Here is an 18,072-nt window from a genome sequence, read left to right as displayed (position 1 = left end):
TCGTCGAGCGGAACGCGATCCGGGATTGCGCGCGCTGCCTGACGTGAGCTCGCCGTGGTGGGGTGCGTCCGCGACCCTGACGGCTCGGGCGCGCCTCTCAGGCTCCCCGCAGCGCGGCGATCACGGGCGCGGTGTCGGGCCGCATGCCGCGCCACAGGGTGAAGCACTCGGCGCCTTGCTCGACCACCATGCCGAGGCCGTCGGCGGTCTGGCCCACGCCGGCCGCGCGTGCGGCCTGCACGAAGGCGGTCGGTTCCTTCTTGTAGGCCATGTCGTAGGCCAGCGAGCCCTCGCTCCACACGCCGGCGGGAAGGGGCGGCACCTCGTTGGTCATGGAGGAGGCGGAGCCGTTGATGATCACGTCGAAGCGCCCGGCGATGTCGGCGAAGCCGCCGCCGGCGAGCTGGACGGCGCCGGCATGCGGGCCGAACTCGGCGGCGAGCTCCACGGCCTTGCTGGCGGTGCGGTTGGCGACGAAGATCTCGGCCGGCTGCTCATCGAAGAGCGGCAACAAGGTGCCGCGCACCGCGCCGCCCGCGCCGAGGAGCAGCACGCGCGCGCCCTCGAGGCGGCGGCCGAGGTTATGGGTGATGTCGCGCACGATGCCGAAGCCGTCGGTGTTGTCGCCGAGGAGGGTGCCGTCGGCGCGCAACGTGAACATGTTGATCGCTCCGGCGGCGCGGCCGCGCGGCGTCAGCTCGTCGGCCAGCGCAAACGCCTCGAGCTTGAAGGGCATGGTGATGTTCATGCCCTTGCCGCCGCTCTTCTGGAACTCGCGCACGGCGGCGGCGAAGCCATCCAGCTCGCCGAGGATCGCGCCGTACACCATGTCCTGCCCGCACTGCCTGGCAAAGGCGGTCTGCAGCGCCGGCGACTTGGTCTGGGAGATGGGATTGCCGATGATGGCGTAGCGGTCGGTCATGGGTGCGTCCAGGCCTCAGCGACGCGGGGCCACGCCCGCGAGCGCCGCAGATCTACGATAGTGTCCAGCGAATTGCCAAGAGCGCGCGGCGCCTCCGCGGATCCAAAGGCGCCGCCATCGCCGCGCCGCGATCAGTCCTGGTAGCTCTCGGCCTTCGACGCCATCACCAGATTGAGCGGCGACGACCCCAGGAGGTCGCGCTCGATGGTGTCGCAGATGCGCGTGAGGGGCAGGTCGTTCGGCTCGTGGCCGAACGGGTCGTCGAGCTCCCCGCCGAGCGCCTCGATCATCAGGACGGGATACGCCACCAGCATCGTCACGACGGGCGTCAGCACCCCGAGCGCCTCGACGAGGGCGAGGGGCAGCGTGGCCAGGTAGAGCGCCACGCCCCGCTGGAGCAGCAGGATGTAGCCGAGCGGTGTGGGGGTCTTGAGGATGCGCTCGCAGCCCCCGAGGCAGTTGACGAGGACGCTCAGCTGCTCCTCGGCGCACACCGCCATGTTGCGCTCGAGGCTCCCGGCCCGGACGAAGGCCGCGAGGCGCTCGGAGACCTGCTGCGCCGCGCGGAGCGGCGGGTGAGGGTGCGTCGAGAGGGCCTCGATCTGCTCCGCCGGGAGCAGCCGGTCGATCTCCGGGCGCTCGGCCTGCCCGCGCAGCGAGCGCCGCGCGGCGTGGACGAACACCACCACCCAGACGGCGACCTCGCGCGCCGCGCCCGGGTCCACCGCGGCGTGAGCGTTCACGATGCGCGTGATGTTGCGGCTCGCGTTCACGATCGAGCCCCAGAGGGTGCGACCCTCCCAGAAGCGGTTATAGGCCGTGTTCGTGCGGAACGCGAGGATGAGCGCGATCACCGCGCCGGCGACCTCGTGAATGCCGATCGAGAGCGACACGCGGGGGACGAACCTGTGCGCGAGCCAGAGCGCGGCGGCGATGACCCCGAAGGCGAGCACGCGACGCATCACGCCCGGCGACAGGGAGCCCCGCGGCGAGACGAGCATCGGCAGCCAAGCGCGCCTGGTGTAGGGGATCATCGGGGCGACCCTCGTGGCGATGCCCTCCGGGAGCACCGGAAGGAGCCATGGACGTGAAGAGGCCTCAGCCTCTCATCGAACGTGCCGATCCTCGTGTGGCCCTGTCAGGATCGCCGCCCTGATCGCCGGGATCCAGCGCGCGCAGCGCGTGGCTCACGAAGCGGAGCATCGCGCCTCCCTACCAGCGAGGTGCCTGTGCCGCAACGTCGCCGGGCGGCGCGGGCGCACGCGCGTCACACGCCAGGCGGTCGGCCTCCGGCGGCGCCTGGCGCGGCGGTCGGCCTCCGGCGGCGCCTGGCGCGGACGCGCTGGACGCGGGACACTCCGTGTCCGTCCAGGCAGAGCAGACCGCGGTGGTGCTGTGCGCCTGGATCGCCTGGAGCCGCCGATTGAAGTTCGTGTCCCCCATCGTCCTGTTCTGGGCGGCCTCCGCCCTGGCCTGGCTCGTCGTCGTGGCAGCGGCGAGGCGCCGCCGGGGCGGGCTCTACGCGCGGTTCGTCGGCGTGCTGCTCGGCATCCACACCTTGATCTCGTGCGCGCTCTTCGGCCACGTCGGCCCGCTCGCGCCGGGGTTCGCGTATCTCCAGGGCGCGGTGTACCTGCATTTCTTCCTGCTCTCGCGCCCCCGGATGCGGCCGCTCGCCTACCGGGCGCTCGTGAGCATCCCCGCGTCCTACTTCGTGGCGGCGATCTTCCTGTCGTTCCCGTGGGCCATCGCGAGCGGGCTCGGGGCCACGCCGTACGGCCTCTGGGTGCCCTTCGCGCTCGCCGCCGTCGGTATCCTCCAGTCGCTCACCGCCCGCCGCGAGGAGATCGAGCTCGTCGTCGATCGCGCCCCCGTCGACGGGCTGCGCCGCCACCCGCTCCCGCGCGAGGGGGCGCCCGGCGCGCGCCGGCCCCTCCGCATCGTCCAGATCACCGATCCGCACCTCGGTCCGTTCATGTCGGTCGCTCGGCTCCGCGGCATCTGCGAGCGCGCGGTGGAGCGCGATCCCGATCTCGTCGTGCTCACCGGCGATTACCTGACGATGGAATCGCAGGACACCGCGGATCACCTCGCCGAGGCCCTGTCCCCGCTCCGCGCCCTGGAGGGGCGCGTGTTCGCGTGCCACGGCAACCATGATCACGAGTCGCCCCGCCACGTCGCGACCGCGCTGGAGCGCGCGGGGGCGCGCCTGCTCGTGGACGACGCGGCGCTCGTCGAGACCGCCGCCGGGCCGGTCCAGGTCCTCGGGATGGACTTCCATTACCGCGATCGCGCCGAGCGCATGGCGGCGGTCTGCGCCCGTCACCCGCGCATGAACGGCGCGCTCCGGCTCGTCCTGCTCCACGATCCGGGCGCGTTCCGCCACCTCGGCGAGGGGGAGGGTGATCTCGTGCTTTCGGGCCACACCCACGGCGGGCAGCTCGGCCTGGTCAGTCTCGGAGGCTCCTGGACCGCCCTCCAGCTCTTCGTGAAGATGCCCGATCATGGCCTGTGGGCCCGCGGCCCCGATCGGCTCTACGTGCACCGCGGGACAGGACACTACGGGTTTCCCCTTCGGCTCGGCGTGCCGGCGGAAGAGAGCGTGCTCAAGGTCCACCTCGCCGGCGACGGCGTCTGACGGGCGAGGCGCCGCCGCCTTGAACGCGGCGGTCACGGAGCAGATTTCAACGCAAAGGCGCGAAAAAGACAGGGATTGAGCGAGCCAGAGAGGGATGGCTCAGCAGCGTCTGGTCCACGGCCGCGTCGAGCGTCACCGTGACCAGACCGTCGCGACTCGATGTCACCGCGCTCCAGCTCCGCGCCGCCGCGCGCCCGCTGCTCCGCGCCGCCGCGCGCCCGCTGCTCCGCGCCGCCGCGCGCCCGCTCCGGGGCGGGCGCGCTCGCCGGCGTGCGCCCCGATGAGGGCTCAGGCCGTCTCGAGGAACTTGCGCACCTGGGACTCGATCGCGCTGCCGGGCACGATGAAGGGCTTGTCCGTGATGTCCACCGAGAAGCTCTGAGCCGAGACGGCATACGTCCCCTTCACGGTCCCCGCCGGCGTCGGCACCGAGAAGTCGCCCTTGCCCTCGTTGCCCGTGAACTTGCCGCCGGCCTTCTCGATCGCCGCCTTGGCCTTCGAGACGATGTCTTGAGAGGAACCGCTGAAGGGGACTGAGAAGCTGTGCTTTGCCATGTCGTCTCCTGGGGTGCTCGATCGCCGTCCTGGTACGGCGCGAGGTGCGGCGGAGGTTAGTGCGGCCTCGCCACGGGTACCAGCGCGAACTTGCTGGGCCTTCCGCGCGCCGCAGATCGCGCGGGATGGCGGATGCGCGCCGCGGGGCCGCGCGGGATGGCGGGTGATGGCAGGCCGCGCATGACCGGCTGGCGAACGCTGACGGGACGGCCGCCGCGACGCCTCGAACCCGCGCGTCCGTACGGATTGCGCTTGACAAGACGGGCAGAATCGCCGCTTTCTATGCGCCGATTGCTCCCAGCCGTGAACCGAGGACTTATGAAGGACCTTTTTCTCAAGCAGTCGATCCGCCCCCGAGCGGGGCGGGTGTCCGCGCTCGCGCTCGCGCTCGGGCTGACCGCCGGATGCGTGGTCACGCAGGGCCCCGGCGCGGGGGTGGCCCCTCCTGCCGGCGCGGGCGCTGACGCGAGCGCCGCGGGTGGCGAAGGGCCCGCGCAGACCAACCTGCTCAAGGCGTCCGACTTCGACGACAACAAGAGCCTGCCCTGGACCACCTCGTTCACCGCGCCTGGCGCGGGCAGCGCCGAGGTGAAGAAGGGGGCCTATTGCGTCACGGTGACGAACAAGGGGTCAAACAACTGGGACGCCCAGTTCCGCCACCGGGAGATGGTGATCCAGAAGGGGCACAGCTACACCCTTCAGTACAAGGCCTGGGCGTCCTCGCCCACGAAGGCGCGCCCGAAGGTCGGCATGTCGGGGCCGCCTTACGAGGAGTACTGGTCGGACACCGTGATCCTCGGGACAGAGCCCAAGACCTTCTCCGGCAAGTTCACGATGGGGAAGGCCGATGACGCCACGGCGGAGCTCGCGTTCCACATCGGCGGCGCCATGGCGTCGGCCAAGGAGCCGTTCGAGGTCTGCATCGACGACATCCGCCTGGACGACCCGCAGTTCAAGGCCGCCGCGCCCGTGACCGAGGCCGCGGCGCCGAAGGTCGCCGTGAACCAGGTCGGGTATTTGCCCGGCGCCATCAAGATCGCCAGCGTGAACAGCGCGGCGACCGCGCCGGTCGCGTGGGAGCTGCTCGACGCCTCCGGCAAGGCGGTCGCCCACGGCCAGACCAAGGTCTTCGGAAAGGACGGCGCCTCCGGCGATCACGTCCACCTCGTCGACTTCACGGCCGTCAAGGCGCCGGGCCAGGGCTACGTGCTCAAGGTGGGGGAGGAGAAGAGCTTCCCGTTCGACATTGGAACGGGCCTTTACCAGAAGCTCAAGTACGACGCGCTCGCGTATTTCTACCACAACCGGAGCGGCATCGAGATCAAGATGCCGTTCGCCGGCAAGCCCGAGCTGGCGCGCCCGGCGGGGCACCTCCACGACAAGAGCACGCGCTGCCTGAAGGACAGCGGCTGCGACTATGCGCTCGACGCGTCCCGCGGCTGGTACGACGCCGGCGATCACGGCAAGTACGTGGTCAACGGCGGCATCTCGGTGTGGACCCTGCTCAACTGGTACGAGCGCACGAAGCACCTCGGCGCCTCGAGCGCCGACTTCGCGGACGGCAAGCTCAACATCCCCGAGGGCAAGAACGGCGTGCCCGACATCCTCGACGAGGCGCGCTGGGAGCTCGAGTTCCTGATGGGCATGCAGGTGCCGGAAGGCAAGCCGCTCGCCGGCATGGTCCACCACAAGATGCACGACGAGTCGTGGACGGGCCTCGGCCTCGCGCCGCACGAGGACAAGGTCGCGCGCTTCCTCCACAAGCCGAGCACCGCGGCGACGCTCAACGTCGCGGCCACGGGGGCGCAGTGCGCGCGCATCTGGAAGACGGTGGACGCGGCGTTCTCGGCCAAGTGCCTGAAGGCCGCCGAGCGCGCCTGGGCGGCGGCGAAGCAGAACCCGGCCCTCTACGCGCCGCCCGGCGGCGACAAGGGCGGCGGGCCCTACGACGACACGGACGCCAAGGACGAGTTCTACTGGGCCGCGGCGGAGCTCTTCGTGACGACGGGGAAGCCGGAGTACAAGAAGTTCCTGCAGGCCTCGCCGCTCAACGCGCGTTTCCCGACGGAGATCGAGGGGGGCGCGGCGTCGATGAACTGGCGGGTCACCGACGGGCTCGGCCAGATCTCGATGGCGATCGTGCCCGGCCACGTGGACGCGGCGTGGCAGAAGGAGATCCGCGGCCGCATCGCGAAGGCGGCGGACCAGTACCTCGCCATCGCCGACAAGGAGGGATACCGGACGCTCATCGCTCGGACGGCTGAAGGCAAGTACGACTGGGGCTCGAACTCGGGCGTGCTGAACAACATGGTCGTGGTGGCGCTCGCCCACGACTTCACCAAGCAGCCGAAGTACCTCGACGGCGTGGTGCTGGGCATGGACTACCTCCTCGGGCGCAACCCGCTCGGGCAGTCGTACGTGACCGGCTACGGCGACAAGCCGCTCGAGAACCCGCACCACCGGTTCTGGTCGCACCAGGCGAACAGCAAGTACCCGAAGGCGCCGCCCGGCGCCGTCTCCGGCGGCCCGAACTCCTCGCTCCAGGATCCCCACGCCCAGAGCGCCGGCCTCAAGGGGTGCGTCCCGCAGCGGTGCTTCGTGGACCACATCGAGGCCTGGAGCGTGAACGAGATCACGATCAACTGGAACGCGCCGTTCGCGTGGGTCACCGGCTTCCTCGACGAGAAGGCGAAGCTGTAGCCGCGCTGGCCGAAGGCGGGGCCGTTTGAACCGCCAAGCGCGCCAAGGACGCCAAGTGAAATACAAGAATCTTGGCGTCTTGTGGCGCCTTGGCGGTTCTCTCCTTCCGGCAGGGCGGGGGAGCTCCCCCACCACCTGACGGCAGGCTCCCGCCGGCCGCGGTGCAGCCGCCGGCGCGCTGGTGGTACCATCGCCCGGTCCTCGTGGAGCTTCGACCCGACGCCGTCATCGCGGACAAGCTGCACCTGCTGAGGCCTCTCGGGCAGGGCGGGATGGGCGTCGTGTGGGCGGCGCGGCACCTCGCCCTCGACACCGACGTCGCGGTGAAGTTCATCCGCCCCGAGCGGGCGGCGGAGCGTCCTGCCCTCGTCGCGCGTTTCCAGCGCGAGGCGAGGGCCACGGCGCGGATCGCGCACCCCCACGTGGTGCAGGTCATGGACTACGGCGTCGTCGACGGCGCCGTGCCGTACCTCGTGATGGAGCTCCTGCGCGGGTTCTCGCTGGCGGAGCTCCTCGAGCGCGGCGGCCGCCTCAGCTTCGCCACCGCGAGGTCGCTCGCGCGGCAGGTGGGGAGCGCGCTCGAGAGCGCCCACGAGCTCGGCATCGTGCACCGCGACATCAAGCCCCACAACGTCTTCATCACGGAGGGGGGCCAGGGATATCCGCTCTTCGTCAAGGTGCTGGACTTCGGCGTCGCGAAGGTGGCGGGCGACGCGGCGGTGCCGGCGGCGAACCCCGCGCTCACCGAGACCGGGATGGTGATCGGATCGGCGCCGTACATGAGCCCCGAGCAGCTCGAGGGCAGCAAGGACGTCGATCTCCGCTCCGATCTCTGGTCGCTCGGCGTCATCCTCTACGAGGCGTTGACCGGCGCGCTGCCGTTCCAGGGCGGCTCGTTCGTCGCCGTCGGCGCGGCGGTCCTGAAGGGGAGGTTCCGCCCCGCCAGCGAGCAGAGGAAAGGACTGCCGGCGTCGATCGACGACTGGTTCTCCAAGGCGCTCTCCGTCGATCCCACCTGCCGATTCCAGTCGGCGCGCGAGATGGTCGATGCCTTTCTGAGCCTGGAGGCCCGGACGGCGGAGGTCGACGCGCCCGCGGGCCGCCATCACCCGGCCGCGTTCGCCACGACCGTGGCCGCGCCGGTCGCCCTTCTGGGCGCGCCCCACGGCGCCGACGAGCGCGCGAGAGAGGCTGTCCCATCAGGCGCGCTCGCGAGCTCAGGCACGCTCGCGGGCGGCCCTGTGACGGCAGCCCCTGTCCCCGACACCGCGGCCGGCCATACCGTGCTCCACCAGCGCGCCGCGGAGCGGCCCGCGGCGCGGGGCCGCGGGGGCGGCTCGCGCGCGCGCGAAAGGCGCCTCCGCCGCGCGGCGCCGCTCGCCGCCGCCGCGTGCGCCGCGTGCGCGGGGGTGTACCTCTTCCTGCGCGCGCCGTCGGCCGGATCGGGCAGCTGCCCGGCCGGCATGGTGCTCGTCGAAGGCACCGAGTTCCAGATGGGCTCCGACGCGGACGCGGAGACGCCCAGCGACGAGACCCCGCGACATGGCGTGACCGTGAGTCGGTTTTGCCTCGACGTCACCGAGGTGACGGTGAAGGCCTACTCGGACTGCAAGGCCTGCGATCGCCCGCAGCGAACCGTCGAGTCGGAGGGGCTGACGCCCAGCGGCCGCTCCTTCTGGAGCCAGTTCTGCAACGGCCCCGAGGCGCCGGACCACCCCGTCAACTGCGTCAACTGGTACCAGGCGAAGGCGTATTGCGCCGCCTCCGGCAAGCGGCTGCCCACCGAGGCGGAGTGGGAGCTCGCGGCGCGCGGCAAGGACGCATGGACCTACCCCTGGGGCCACGCGCCTCCCTCGGGCGAGCGCCTCAACGCCTGCGGGCCCGAGTGCAGCCGGATGCTGACGGAGCGGCTCGAGAAGGTGGGGAAGGGGCCGTGGCCTCGCATGTACAACGACGGCGACGCGGCCCCGGCGACCGCCCCCGTCGGACGATCGCCGGCCGGGAAATCGCCCGTCGGCGCCCTGGACCTGGCCGGCAACGTCTGGGAGTGGACCGAGAGCCATTATTGCCCCTACGACAGGGACGATTGCGACGACTCCCGCCGTGTGCTCCGCGGCGGCGGGTGGGATACGGTCGAGAGCCAGTATGTGCGCTCCGCGCACCGCCGCCCGAGCGCCTCCACGGCGCGCGGCTGGAGCATCGGCTTCCGCTGCGCCAAGGCACCGTAGGTCCGCGGGTCGGAGCTCCTGCCGAGCGCGACCTGGCGGAGCCGCCGCTCGACCTCACGTCCTCGATCTCGATGCGCCCAGCGCTCGCTGCCGGCGTGACCTCGACGGTCGCCCGCGGGCGCACCAAGAGCTTCCGCATGATCGTGGAGTCGTTGACAACCTGAACCTGGCTGCCAGCGTCATGGCGCTGGCCATCGAGACCGGCGACATCCAGGAGGTCGCGCGCATCGAGGATGTGCCAGAGGGCGCCTTCCGCGGCACCCTGCGCCTGCTCGAGCTCGGGCTCCACGCGGTGGCGGCGTTCCCGCTGAGCGCAGGGGGCGAGCGTGTCGGGGTGCTGGGGCTCGCGCGGCGCAAGCCGGGGAAACTCAGCCGGATCGAGCGCCGCTTGCTCCGGGGCGTGGCGGGCGCCTGCGCGCTCGGGCTGCGGCAAGCGCGGCTGCGCGACGCCGAGCGCCGCGAGGCCCGCCGGCTGCGCTTGCTCCGCGACGTGGCCATGGACATCGAGGCCGCCATGCCCCTGCGCGCGCTGCTGCGCCGCCTGGTGGAGCAGGCCTGCGAGCTGACCCGCGCCCGTTACGGCGCCCTGGGTGTGCTCGACGCCGAGGGCACCGGGCTCTCCGACTTCATACTCCGGTGCCGGCTCGCCGATCCGCGTGACCCTCCGTCCGGAGTCGGGAGGCGCGGCGCTGACGGTCGAGGATCGCGGCCCGGGGATCGCGGCGGCGGATCTGGGCAGGCTGTTCGATCGCTTCTTCCAGGCCCCGCGGGCGCGCGAGAAGAACACGGGGCTCGGCCTGGGCCTCTACATCGTCAAGGGGCTGATGGAGGCGCACGGCGGCAGCATCGCCGTGGAGAGCCCGCCGGGCCAGGGCTCGACCTTCCGGCTGTGGTTTCCGGCGGCTCGACCCGCGGAGGCAGCATAGCCTTCCCGGCGCTGAAGCTCCCACGCATCACGGCACGACTCTGTTCTTTTTTGCGGCTTTGCGGTGACATCTCTCTTCGGATCGCTGGTGGGTGGATCCGGAGGCGCCCCGCCGACGCGCTCGGTTGACCAATCGGCGGATAGTCAGGCAGCGACGAGCATGGAAAAGAAGCATGATTTCCTGACATCCACAAAAGCGCTTGGACTTCCTGCCCGCCCAGGTTGCGCCGGGGCACACGCCGTCGAGCGCCTTCCGTTCCCGCGGGGGGAGCCTCATGACAGGCGAGTCGCCGCGCGGTGCGCCCGCGTCGCCGGCGACCACGAGCATGCGCGCGATGGAGGCAGCATGAAAACGAACCGGACTCGTCTGGGGATCTCTGCGCTCTTTGCCATGGCTTCATTCGGGCTCGCGATCGCGGGCTTCACCGACACGATGGAACGCACGGAGGACGAGAGAGAGGTGGACTGGAAGGCCTGTCAGCAGCTGCATGCCCGCGCCTCCGGCCAGGTGGAGCGTGTCCGGGCCGCTTACCAGGCATGCCGTACCGACAACGATTGCGCCATCGTCGATACGAGCACCGACTGCGGCGGCACCTGTGGTGAGGTGGTCAACCGGGCGGGCGTCCAGCAGATGAGGCGCCTCATCGTCCACCTCGACGCGACCGTATGTCGCGAGCATCGGAGGATGGGCTGCCCCTACGGCACGCCTGCGTGCCTCGCGTCCAGGCCCGTCTGCGCCCGCGGTGCGTGCACGCTCGCCCCTCTGTAGGCGACGTCGCGCGCCCCGGCGTCACCGCGCCGACGGGGGCCGCCCGGGCGCGCTCAGACCTCCAGCGCGCTCTCGACGATGCGATGCACGAGGCCGTACTCCTGGGCCTCGCGCGCCGTCATCCACAGGTTGCGCTCGGTCTCGTGCGCGATCTTCGCGGGCGCCTGCCCCGTCGCCTCCGCGAAGATGCGGTTGAGCCGATCGCGCGCGGCCATGATCTGGGCCGCCTCAATCTCGATGTCCGACGCGGGGCCGCGCACGCCGCCGAGCGGCTGGTGCAGGAGGAAGCGCGTGTTCGGGAGCGCGAACCGGTTCTCCCGCCGCGCGGCGACGAAGATCAGCGCGCCCGCGCTGGCGACCCAGCCGGTGCCGATCACCTTGACCTCGGGCCGGATGAAGCGAATCACGTCGTGGATCGTGTCCCCCGACTCCACGTGCCCGCCCGGCGAGTGGATCAGGATCCGGATCGGCCTTTCGCCATCATCGCTCGCGAGGGCGAGGAGCTGCGCGGTGGTCACCTGCGCCAGCTCGCTGGTGATCTCCCCGAAGATCAGGACGGTCCGGCTCCTCAGCAGGCTGCTCTGGACCCTCTCGGACAGCGCGCGGGGGTGCGGCTCTTCGTTCGGCGTGGAATCCGGCGTGGAATCGAGGCGTGTCATGGCCCCGAGTTTCCGGCGGCCCTCGCCCGCGCGCCATGACCGCGAGGCGCGGAGTCATGCTCGCGCGTCTCGATCCGCGAGCGAGCGCTGGACGAGCGGCCTCGGCGCGGGCAACCATGGGGCATGGCGGACGAGATGGAGCGGCTGCTTCCCCGCGGCGTGGTGGTCTCCCGGCACCACGGCCATCCTGGCGCGCCCTGGCGCGCGGGCGCGGGCGATCCGCCGAGCCTCCACGTGGTCGTGCAGGGCGCCTTTCGCCTCTCGCAGGACGGCGTGTGCGCCCTGGAGCTCGACGCCGGCGACGTTGTGCTCCTCGGGTTCGGCCCGCGCGGCGCGGGGCCCCGCGAGCAGAGCCTCCGCTGCGTCGCGCCGCCGCCCGGGCGCGCTCCCGCCGAGCCGGAGCTGATCTCGGCGACCTACGCCGCCGCGCCCGGCGGGGCGCTCGCCTCGCTCGCGCCCGTGGTCCACCTGCCTGCCGGCGAGGTGCGGCGCGCGCCGGGGCTCTCTGCGGTCGTGGGCCTGCTGCGCGCCGCGCTCGCGGAGGCTTCCCCGGGGCAGGCGCAGCTGGCGCGCTCGCTCCTCGAGCCGCTGCTCGCCTACGCGCTGCACTGCCACGAGCAGGCGCGCGAAGGGCGCGCGTCGCGCGCGCTCGACCGTCGCGTCGCGCGCGCCTTCGACCGTCGCGTCGCGCGCGTGCTCCGGCTCATGCAGGAGAAGCCGGCCGAGCGCTGGAGCGTCGAGGCGCTCGCGAAGGCGGCGGGGCTCTCCCGCGCCGCGCTGGCGCGGCGGTTCCTCGCCGAGCTGGGGGTCCCGCCGCTCCGCTACCTCGCCGAGCTGCGCATGCAGCGGGCGGCCGAGCTGCTCGCCGAGGGCGACGGCTCGCTGGCCGCCGTGGCGGCCGAGGTCGGGTACGACTCGGAGTTCGCGTTCAGCCGCGCGTTCAAGCGGCACACGGGCGAGGCGCCGGGCGCGTTCCGCCGGCGCAGCCGCTCCGAGGGGGCCGCGTTCGGCCTGCCGCCGGTCCGCGCGGCGGCGTGAGCGCTCCGCCTGGGCGGAGCGGGAGCCCGCAGCTGGCCGGCTCGCCGCTCGAGGTGCGCCGTGGAGCGACACGAGGAGCACGGTACGGAGCCCTCGGCGTGGAGGGCTGTTCTCATGTGGGGGGCAGGTCTTCCTCCTCCCCATGTCATCTGCCAGCCGCCAAGAAATTCTTCGAGTATCGTCCTCCGCGATGTCGAGAACGCCGCCTGGGCTCCGACTCCTCGGTGAACGCGCGCCCGACGCGGGGCGCGCGCGCTGAAAGGGAGCTGACGATGAAATACCTCCTGATGATGCACGTGCCGACCCGAGAGCCCTACGAGCTGATGAGCTGGCCGCCGAAGGACCTGCAGGCGCACCTCGCGTTCCTGAACAGCTTCAACCAGGAGCTCCGCGAGTCGGGCGAGCTCGTGGGGATCGAGGCGCTGACCTCGCCTGACCAGGCCAGGCTCGTGCGCGCCGGCGAGGACGGCAAGCCCGTCACCGACGGCGTGTTCCCCGAGGCCAAGGAGTTCCTCGCCGGCTTCTGGGTGGTGGACGTCGTGAGCCCCGAGCGCGCCTACGAGCTCGCCGCGCAGGCGTCCGCCGCGCCCGGGCGCGGCGGCGAGCCGCTCAACATGGCCATCGCGGTGCGGCAGGTGATGAGCGGGAGCGAGCTCCCCAAAGAGCTCCTGTGAGCTCACCCTCGCTGGACGCCCGCGCCGAGCGCCTGCTGCGCTCCGCGGGCTCTCGTCGTATTGTCCGAGCGCGCTCGCGTACGACAAGCCGCTGTGCGCTGCGCTCGATGGCTTCACCTTGCACGCAGCGAAGGAGATGGCTGCACCTCCTCGGGGAGATGGCGGACTGGTCCGAGTCTGCTCAAGTTGAGCAGACTCGGCGCAAGCAACACCTTGCTTGCCGGGTATTTCCCCCGGGATCTCACGCCTGTCCAGGAGGCCTCGAGCGCTGGCTCCCGTCTTGCTCTGTCCGCGCCCACCTGAACGGAGAGCGGAAATTCATGCGAACGTTGAAGATCCCGGCAGTGATGCTCGGCACCTGGCTGGCCGCGGCCAGCGCGGGTTGCGAGAACAGCGCCGAGGAGCCGAAGCCGGGGCCCACGGGCTCCAGCACCACGACGAGCAGCGGCGGTCACGGCGGCGAGGGCCAGGGCGGCCAGGGCGGCGACGGCGCCGGGGGCGCGGGGCAGGGCGGCGACGGCGCCGGAGGCGCGGGGCAGGGCGGCGACGGCGGGCAGGGCGGCGCGGGGGGGCAGGGCGGCGATGGGGCCGGCGGGCAGGGCGGGGGAGAGCCCAGCACGTTCTGCCAGCCCGGCGCCCTGGCGTCTTGCTACACCGGCCCGGCCGGCACCCAGGGCGTGGGCGCCTGCGCGGCGGGCTTCATGATCTGCGACGCGCTGGGCTCGGGCTATGGCCCGTGCACCGGCGAGGTCCTGCCCTCGGCCGAGGCGTGCGGCACGATCACCGACGACGATTGCGACGGGCAGGTCAACGAGGAGGACGCGGGGTGCGCCTGCGTCCCGGGATCGGCGCAGCCTTGTTATGGCGGCCCCGTGGGCACCGAGGGCGTGGGCGCCTGCCACGCGGGCACGCAGACCTGCAACGCGCTGGGGACGGGCTACGAGGCCTGCACGGGCGAGGTGCTGCCCTCGGTCGAGACGTGCACGAGCGCCGCGGACGACGATTGCGATGGGCAGGCCAACGAGGAGGGCGCGGGGTGCGTCTGCGTCCCGGGGTCGACCGTGCCGTGCTACCAGGGCCCCGCGGGGACCGAGGGCGTGGGCGTCTGCCACGCGGGCGTGCGCACCTGCAACGCGCAGGGCACGGGCTATGGCTGGTGCACCGGCCAGAGGGTGCCCGACGAGGTGGAGTGGTGCACGAGCCCCCAGGACGAGAACTGCGACGGGCTGGTGAACCCCGCCTGCGCGCCGGTGACGCTGGCGGCGGGGAGCGCGCACTCGCTCGCGGTGCGCTCCGACGGCACGATCTGGGGCTGGGGCGACAACGGCGATTACCAGGTCAGCGTCTACCGGAACGCCGGGGTCTATGGAGATCCGTTCTTCGTCCAGGAGCTGAGCGGCGTGACCGACGTCGCCGCGGGTTACGGGCACTCGCTGGCCCTGCTCGCGGACGGCACCGTCCGGGCCTGGGGCACCAACTACGGCGGCCAGCTCGGGACCACCACGACCATCCCCGATCTCGGCGTGGTGCCCGGCCTCGACCAGGTGATCGACGTGGCGGCGGGGCGATATCACTCGATGGCGCTGCGGTCGGACGGCACGGTCTGGACCTGGGGCGATAGCTCCTCCGGCCAGCTCGGGGACGGCACCGTCGGCTGGCGCGCGACCCCGGCGCCCGTGCCCGGCCTGAGCAACGTCGTCGCCATCGCGGCGGGCGACCTCCACGCGCTGGCCGTGCTCTCCGACGGCACGGTGTGGGCCTGGGGCGAGGGATCGCAGGGGCAGCTCGGCGACGGCGCGTCGGCCGACAGCGCGGTCCCGGTGCAGGTCTCGGGGCTCGACGGGGCGATCGCGGTGGCCGCGGGGACCTGGCACTCGCTGGCGCTGCGCTCGGACGGCACCGTGCGGGCCTGGGGCGAGGGGTCCGAGGGCCAGCTCGGGCAGGGCGTGGCGGCCGACAGCGCGGTGCCGGTGCCCGTCGCGGAGCTCGACGCGGTGACCGCGATCGCCGCGGGGATGGGGCACTCGCTGGCGCTGCGGTCGGACGGCACCGCCCGGGCCTGGGGGCGCAACGGCAGCGGGCAGCTCGGCAACCCGGGCTATTCGGGGTGGCAGCCGCATCCCACCCCGGTGCCCGTGCTCCTCGACCAGATCACCGCCATCGCCGCGGGCGACATGCACGCGCTGGCGCTGCGCGCCGACGGGACCCGCTGGGCCTGGGGCGACAACGACAGCGGGCAGCTCGGCTACCACGATGTAGGATCGTCCGTCGAGGTCCCGGTGGAGGTGTGGCCGCACTGGTGAGCGCGGTGTTGCCGAGCCAGCCTGTTCCCGGCCGCCGCTCGTCATCGACCGATCCTTCTGACGGGATTTCCTACACACGGAACCACGCGTGATCACTCCCCTTGCTGCGTGCGCTTGCGGAAGCGCAGCAGCTTGCCGCGCGAGACGCCGAGCCGCTCCGCGGCCGACGTCACGTTGCCCCCGGCGGCCGCGAGGGCGGACTCGACGCGCGCCTGCGTGAGCGCGGTCTTCTGGTCGTCCGGCGCCTTCCCCAGCACCTCCTCGACCGCCCACAGCCGCAGCCCGGGCTCGTGATCGAGGCGGCGCACCTCCGCGAGGGCCGCGTCGAGCCCGCGCACGTTGCTCGGCCAGGGATCGAGCAGCAGCCGCTCCATCGCCTCGACCTCCACCGCTTCAACCGGGAGCGCGACGCCCGCGCGCCGCGCGAGCTCGCACGCCACGCTGAAGAGGTCCTCGCGCCGCTCGCGGAGCGCCGGCACGTGGATGCGCGCCATCGCGAGCCGCGCGAACAGGTCGCGCCGGAACGCCCCGCGCTCCACCATCTCCTCGAGGTCCCTGTGGGTCGCGGCGACGACCAGCACGTTCACGTGGACCGGCCGCTGCGCCCCGACCGGCAGCACCTCGCGGTTCTCCAGGAGCCGCAGCAGCTTCGCCTGGAGATCGGGATCGAGCTCCCCGATCTCGTCGAGGAACAGCGTCCCGCCGTCGTGGGCCACGACGATCCCGGGCGCGGCGTTGCGCGCGTCCGAGAACGCCCCCGCCACGTGACCGAACATCTGGGACTCGAACACGCCGCGGGCGACGCCGGCCACGTTCACCGCCGCGAACGGCGCCGCGCGCCCGAGCGCCGCCGCGGTGGCGCGCGCGACGAGCTCCTTGCCCGCGCCCGTCTCTCCTTCGATGAGCACGTTGCCGGGGCGGCTCCGCGGCAGGCCCTCGAGGGGCTGCGCCACGGCGCGCAGGCCGTACGGCCCGACGAGCCCGCCCACGGGCGGCGCCGGATCGAGCGGGCCGAGGAGCTCCTCGCGGAAGACGAACAGGACGCGCCCGAGCCTCAGCACCGCCCCGTCGTCGAGCGGAGTGAGGTCGCGCGGCGCGAGCCTCGACCCGTTCACCCACGTGCCGTTGCGCGACCCGACGTCCGCGACGCGCAGCGCGCCGCCGGCGCGATCGATCCGCAGGTGCTTGCCTGACACCTCCGCGTCGGCGAGGCCGCGTTCGGCGAGCCAGGCGCGGCCGATGACGGTCCCGGAGTCGGGCAGCGCGAACGCCATGGGCCGCGGGAACGCGCACACCAGCGCTGGCCGCCGCCTCCCGGCCTCGGGCCGCACCGGGCTCCGGTGCTCGACGGTGCTCGACACGTCCTTGGCCATTCTCCTCGCAGGGTGCCATGCGCCTCCGGAGCGTGGAAGCGCCGCGCTGGGGGGAGACGGTGATGTCGTTCGCCCGGAGCTCGGCGGAGCTTCCCGCAGAGAAGCGCGGCTTCAGCGCCTCAGAGAGACCGCCCGTCGAACCCGCACATCGGGTCTCCCGGGTTCGTGCACTTGGGCTGCTGGGGCCCCTCCACCCCCACCGGCGGTCGCGGTCCCGACGCCGCAGGTCGGGCGAGCGCCTCCCGCAGGTGGGCGAGCGCGCTCTCGTAAGCCCGGAGCGCGCCCTCGTCGGCGCCGGGCGTCCTCGCGCGCGCCGCGGCGACCTGGGCCGCCGCCGTGGCCTCGGGCCGCCGCCGCTCGGCGGCCCATGCGGCGAGGTCGGCGTGGCGCCGATCGAGCGCCGCGATCCTCTCGAGCGCGTCGAGCCGTGTCTCCAGCGCGTCGAGCGCGTCCCCGAACGCCCGCAGCCGGCTGTGGTCCAGCGCCCGCGGATCGAGGGCGCTCCGCGCCGCCTCCGCGGTCGCTGCTGCCTCCTCGGCGTCGCGGGCGAGGGGCCGGCCGCGCAGCGCAGCGTGGCGCCGGTCGAGGGCCGCGAGCTCGGCCGCCCTGGCGCTCTCGCGTTCGTCTGCCAGCGCCGCCTGTGCATCGCGGAGCCGCTGGGCTTCGCGCTCCAGGCCCGCCACGTGCTGCGCGACCCCGAAGGCCGCCGCTGCGCCGCCGCACAGCGCGAGGCCGAGCGCGGCGGCGAGCGCGTGCGTCAGGCTGCGGCGCCGTCCCTCGGCGCGCGCGCGGACGACGGCCAGCTCGTGCGCGCGCGCCGCGTTCTCCGCATCGAGGCGCGCCCTCGCCTCGGCCTCGATGCGCGCCACCTCGAGCGCCGCCCGCGCCCGCGCTTCCTCGCGCGCCTCCGCCTCGGCCTGCTCCCGCTCGCGCCGCGCCTGCGTCTCTGCCTCGGTCGCGGCCCGCGCCGCATCCGCCGCGCGCCGTCGCGCCTCCTCCTCGCGCTGCTCGCGGGCTTCCTTCTCGCGCGCTCTCGCGCGCTGGAGGTGCTCCTCCCGCACGCGCGCCTCCTCGAGCTTCGCGAGCTCCGCGAGGGAGAACGTGACGGACGTATCGGAGGTATTTCGGGTCATCATCGACATCGGGGCTCCTCTCCGAGCGCCCCCGTAGCAGCCCGCGTGCCGACGATATCCGACGTAAATTCAGCAACTTAGGCCCATGATTCGGCGCGAGCGGGCGATCGCGATCGCGCCCGGCGCCGCCGATCGCGATCGCGATCACGCCACGT

Annotated in this window: 14 protein-coding genes and 1 pseudogene; 9 read left to right on the top strand and 6 right to left on the bottom strand. The window is 72.8% G+C overall.

Annotated elements, in window-relative coordinates; translation table 11 throughout:
• Positions 1 to 97 precede the first annotated feature (97 nt).
• Entirely contained in the window at positions 98 to 922 is an 825-nt protein-coding gene (aroE, locus tag ACSRUE_RS37155) for a shikimate dehydrogenase (protein ID WP_441287705.1), read from the bottom strand.
• Between the two features lie 131 nt (positions 923 to 1,053).
• Complete coding sequence (locus ACSRUE_RS37150) at positions 1,054 to 1,956, bottom strand: bestrophin family protein (protein ID WP_441287704.1); 903 nt, start codon at positions 1,954 to 1,956, stop codon at positions 1,054 to 1,056.
• 326 nt (positions 1,957 to 2,282) lie between these two features.
• Between ACSRUE_RS37150 and ACSRUE_RS37145 the strand changes: the two genes are divergently transcribed.
• Positions 2,283 to 3,560 carry a metallophosphoesterase gene (locus tag ACSRUE_RS37145; protein WP_441287703.1) on the top strand — a complete coding sequence of 426 codons (1,278 nt, stop codon included), beginning with the start codon at positions 2,283 to 2,285 and terminating at the stop codon, positions 3,558 to 3,560.
• 288 nt (positions 3,561 to 3,848) lie between these two features.
• Here the strand turns inward: ACSRUE_RS37145 and ACSRUE_RS37140 are convergent, their stop codons facing one another.
• On the bottom strand, positions 3,849 to 4,115 hold the full coding sequence (locus tag ACSRUE_RS37140) for a hypothetical protein (protein ID WP_437768879.1): 267 nt from the start codon (positions 4,113 to 4,115) through the stop codon (positions 3,849 to 3,851).
• A 318-nt stretch (positions 4,116 to 4,433) separates the two neighbouring features.
• Between ACSRUE_RS37140 and ACSRUE_RS37135 the strand changes: the two genes are divergently transcribed.
• From ACSRUE_RS37135 to ACSRUE_RS37115, 5 genes and pseudogenes are all read left to right on the top strand, one after another.
• Positions 4,434 to 6,815 (top strand): glycoside hydrolase family 9 protein, encoded by a 2,382-nt coding sequence (locus ACSRUE_RS37135; RefSeq protein WP_441287702.1) that lies wholly within the window; start codon positions 4,434 to 4,436, stop codon positions 6,813 to 6,815.
• 89 nt (positions 6,816 to 6,904) lie between these two features.
• The gene (locus ACSRUE_RS37130) at positions 6,905 to 9,043 is read left to right on the top strand and encodes a bifunctional serine/threonine-protein kinase/formylglycine-generating enzyme family protein (protein ID WP_441287701.1); all 2,139 of its coding nucleotides are present in this window, start codon (positions 6,905 to 6,907) and stop codon (positions 9,041 to 9,043) included.
• Positions 8,961 to 9,410, top strand: a pseudogene (locus ACSRUE_RS37125) (GAF domain-containing protein); the annotation flags it as partial. The gene ACSRUE_RS37130 and the pseudogene ACSRUE_RS37125, both read left to right, overlap by 83 nt.
• Before the next feature lie 289 nt (positions 9,411 to 9,699).
• Positions 9,700 to 9,969, top strand: a complete 270-nt coding sequence (locus tag ACSRUE_RS37120) for a sensor histidine kinase (protein ID WP_441287700.1) — start codon at positions 9,700 to 9,702, stop codon at positions 9,967 to 9,969.
• 390 nt (positions 9,970 to 10,359) lie between these two features.
• Positions 10,360 to 10,737 carry a hypothetical protein gene (locus ACSRUE_RS37115; RefSeq protein ID WP_441287699.1) on the top strand — a complete coding sequence of 126 codons (378 nt, stop codon included), beginning with the start codon at positions 10,360 to 10,362 and terminating at the stop codon, positions 10,735 to 10,737.
• Positions 10,738 to 10,790: 53 nt separating this feature from the next.
• On the opposite strand, the gene ACSRUE_RS37110 is transcribed toward ACSRUE_RS37115, so the two are convergent.
• The gene (locus tag ACSRUE_RS37110; RefSeq protein WP_437768871.1) at positions 10,791 to 11,396 is read right to left on the bottom strand and encodes an ATP-dependent Clp protease proteolytic subunit; all 606 of its coding nucleotides are present in this window, start codon (positions 11,394 to 11,396) and stop codon (positions 10,791 to 10,793) included.
• A 123-nt stretch (positions 11,397 to 11,519) separates the two neighbouring features.
• On the opposite strand from ACSRUE_RS37110, the gene ACSRUE_RS37105 reads away from it, so the two are divergent.
• From ACSRUE_RS37105 to ACSRUE_RS37095, 3 genes are all read left to right on the top strand, one after another.
• Positions 11,520 to 12,434 carry a helix-turn-helix domain-containing protein gene (locus ACSRUE_RS37105; protein WP_441287698.1) on the top strand — a complete coding sequence of 305 codons (915 nt, stop codon included), beginning with the start codon at positions 11,520 to 11,522 and terminating at the stop codon, positions 12,432 to 12,434.
• A 272-nt stretch (positions 12,435 to 12,706) separates the two neighbouring features.
• A complete protein-coding gene (locus ACSRUE_RS37100) occupies positions 12,707 to 13,108 on the top strand; it encodes a YciI family protein (RefSeq protein WP_441287697.1) in 402 nt (133 codons plus the stop codon).
• 320 nt (positions 13,109 to 13,428) lie between these two features.
• Positions 13,429 to 15,411 carry an RCC1 domain-containing protein gene (locus ACSRUE_RS37095; RefSeq protein WP_441287696.1) on the top strand — a complete coding sequence of 661 codons (1,983 nt, stop codon included), beginning with the start codon at positions 13,429 to 13,431 and terminating at the stop codon, positions 15,409 to 15,411.
• A 92-nt stretch (positions 15,412 to 15,503) separates the two neighbouring features.
• Here the strand turns inward: ACSRUE_RS37095 and ACSRUE_RS37090 are convergent, their stop codons facing one another.
• Both ACSRUE_RS37090 and ACSRUE_RS37085 read right to left on the bottom strand, forming a co-directional pair.
• Positions 15,504 to 16,784, bottom strand: a complete 1,281-nt coding sequence (locus ACSRUE_RS37090) for a sigma 54-interacting transcriptional regulator (protein WP_441287695.1) — start codon at positions 16,782 to 16,784, stop codon at positions 15,504 to 15,506.
• 119 nt (positions 16,785 to 16,903) lie between these two features.
• Positions 16,904 to 17,920: a hypothetical protein gene (locus ACSRUE_RS37085; protein ID WP_441287694.1), complete on the bottom strand. Its 1,017-nt coding sequence runs from the start codon at positions 17,918 to 17,920 to the stop codon at positions 16,904 to 16,906.
• Between the last annotated feature and the right edge of the window lie 152 nt (positions 17,921 to 18,072).

Origin of the sequence: Sorangium sp. KYC3313 (genome assembly GCF_052075895.1) — a bacterium.
GTDB classification, from domain to species: domain Bacteria; phylum Myxococcota_A; class Polyangia; order Polyangiales; family Polyangiaceae; genus Sorangium; species Sorangium cellulosum_B.
This window is presented reverse-complemented; position numbering and strand designations above follow the sequence as displayed.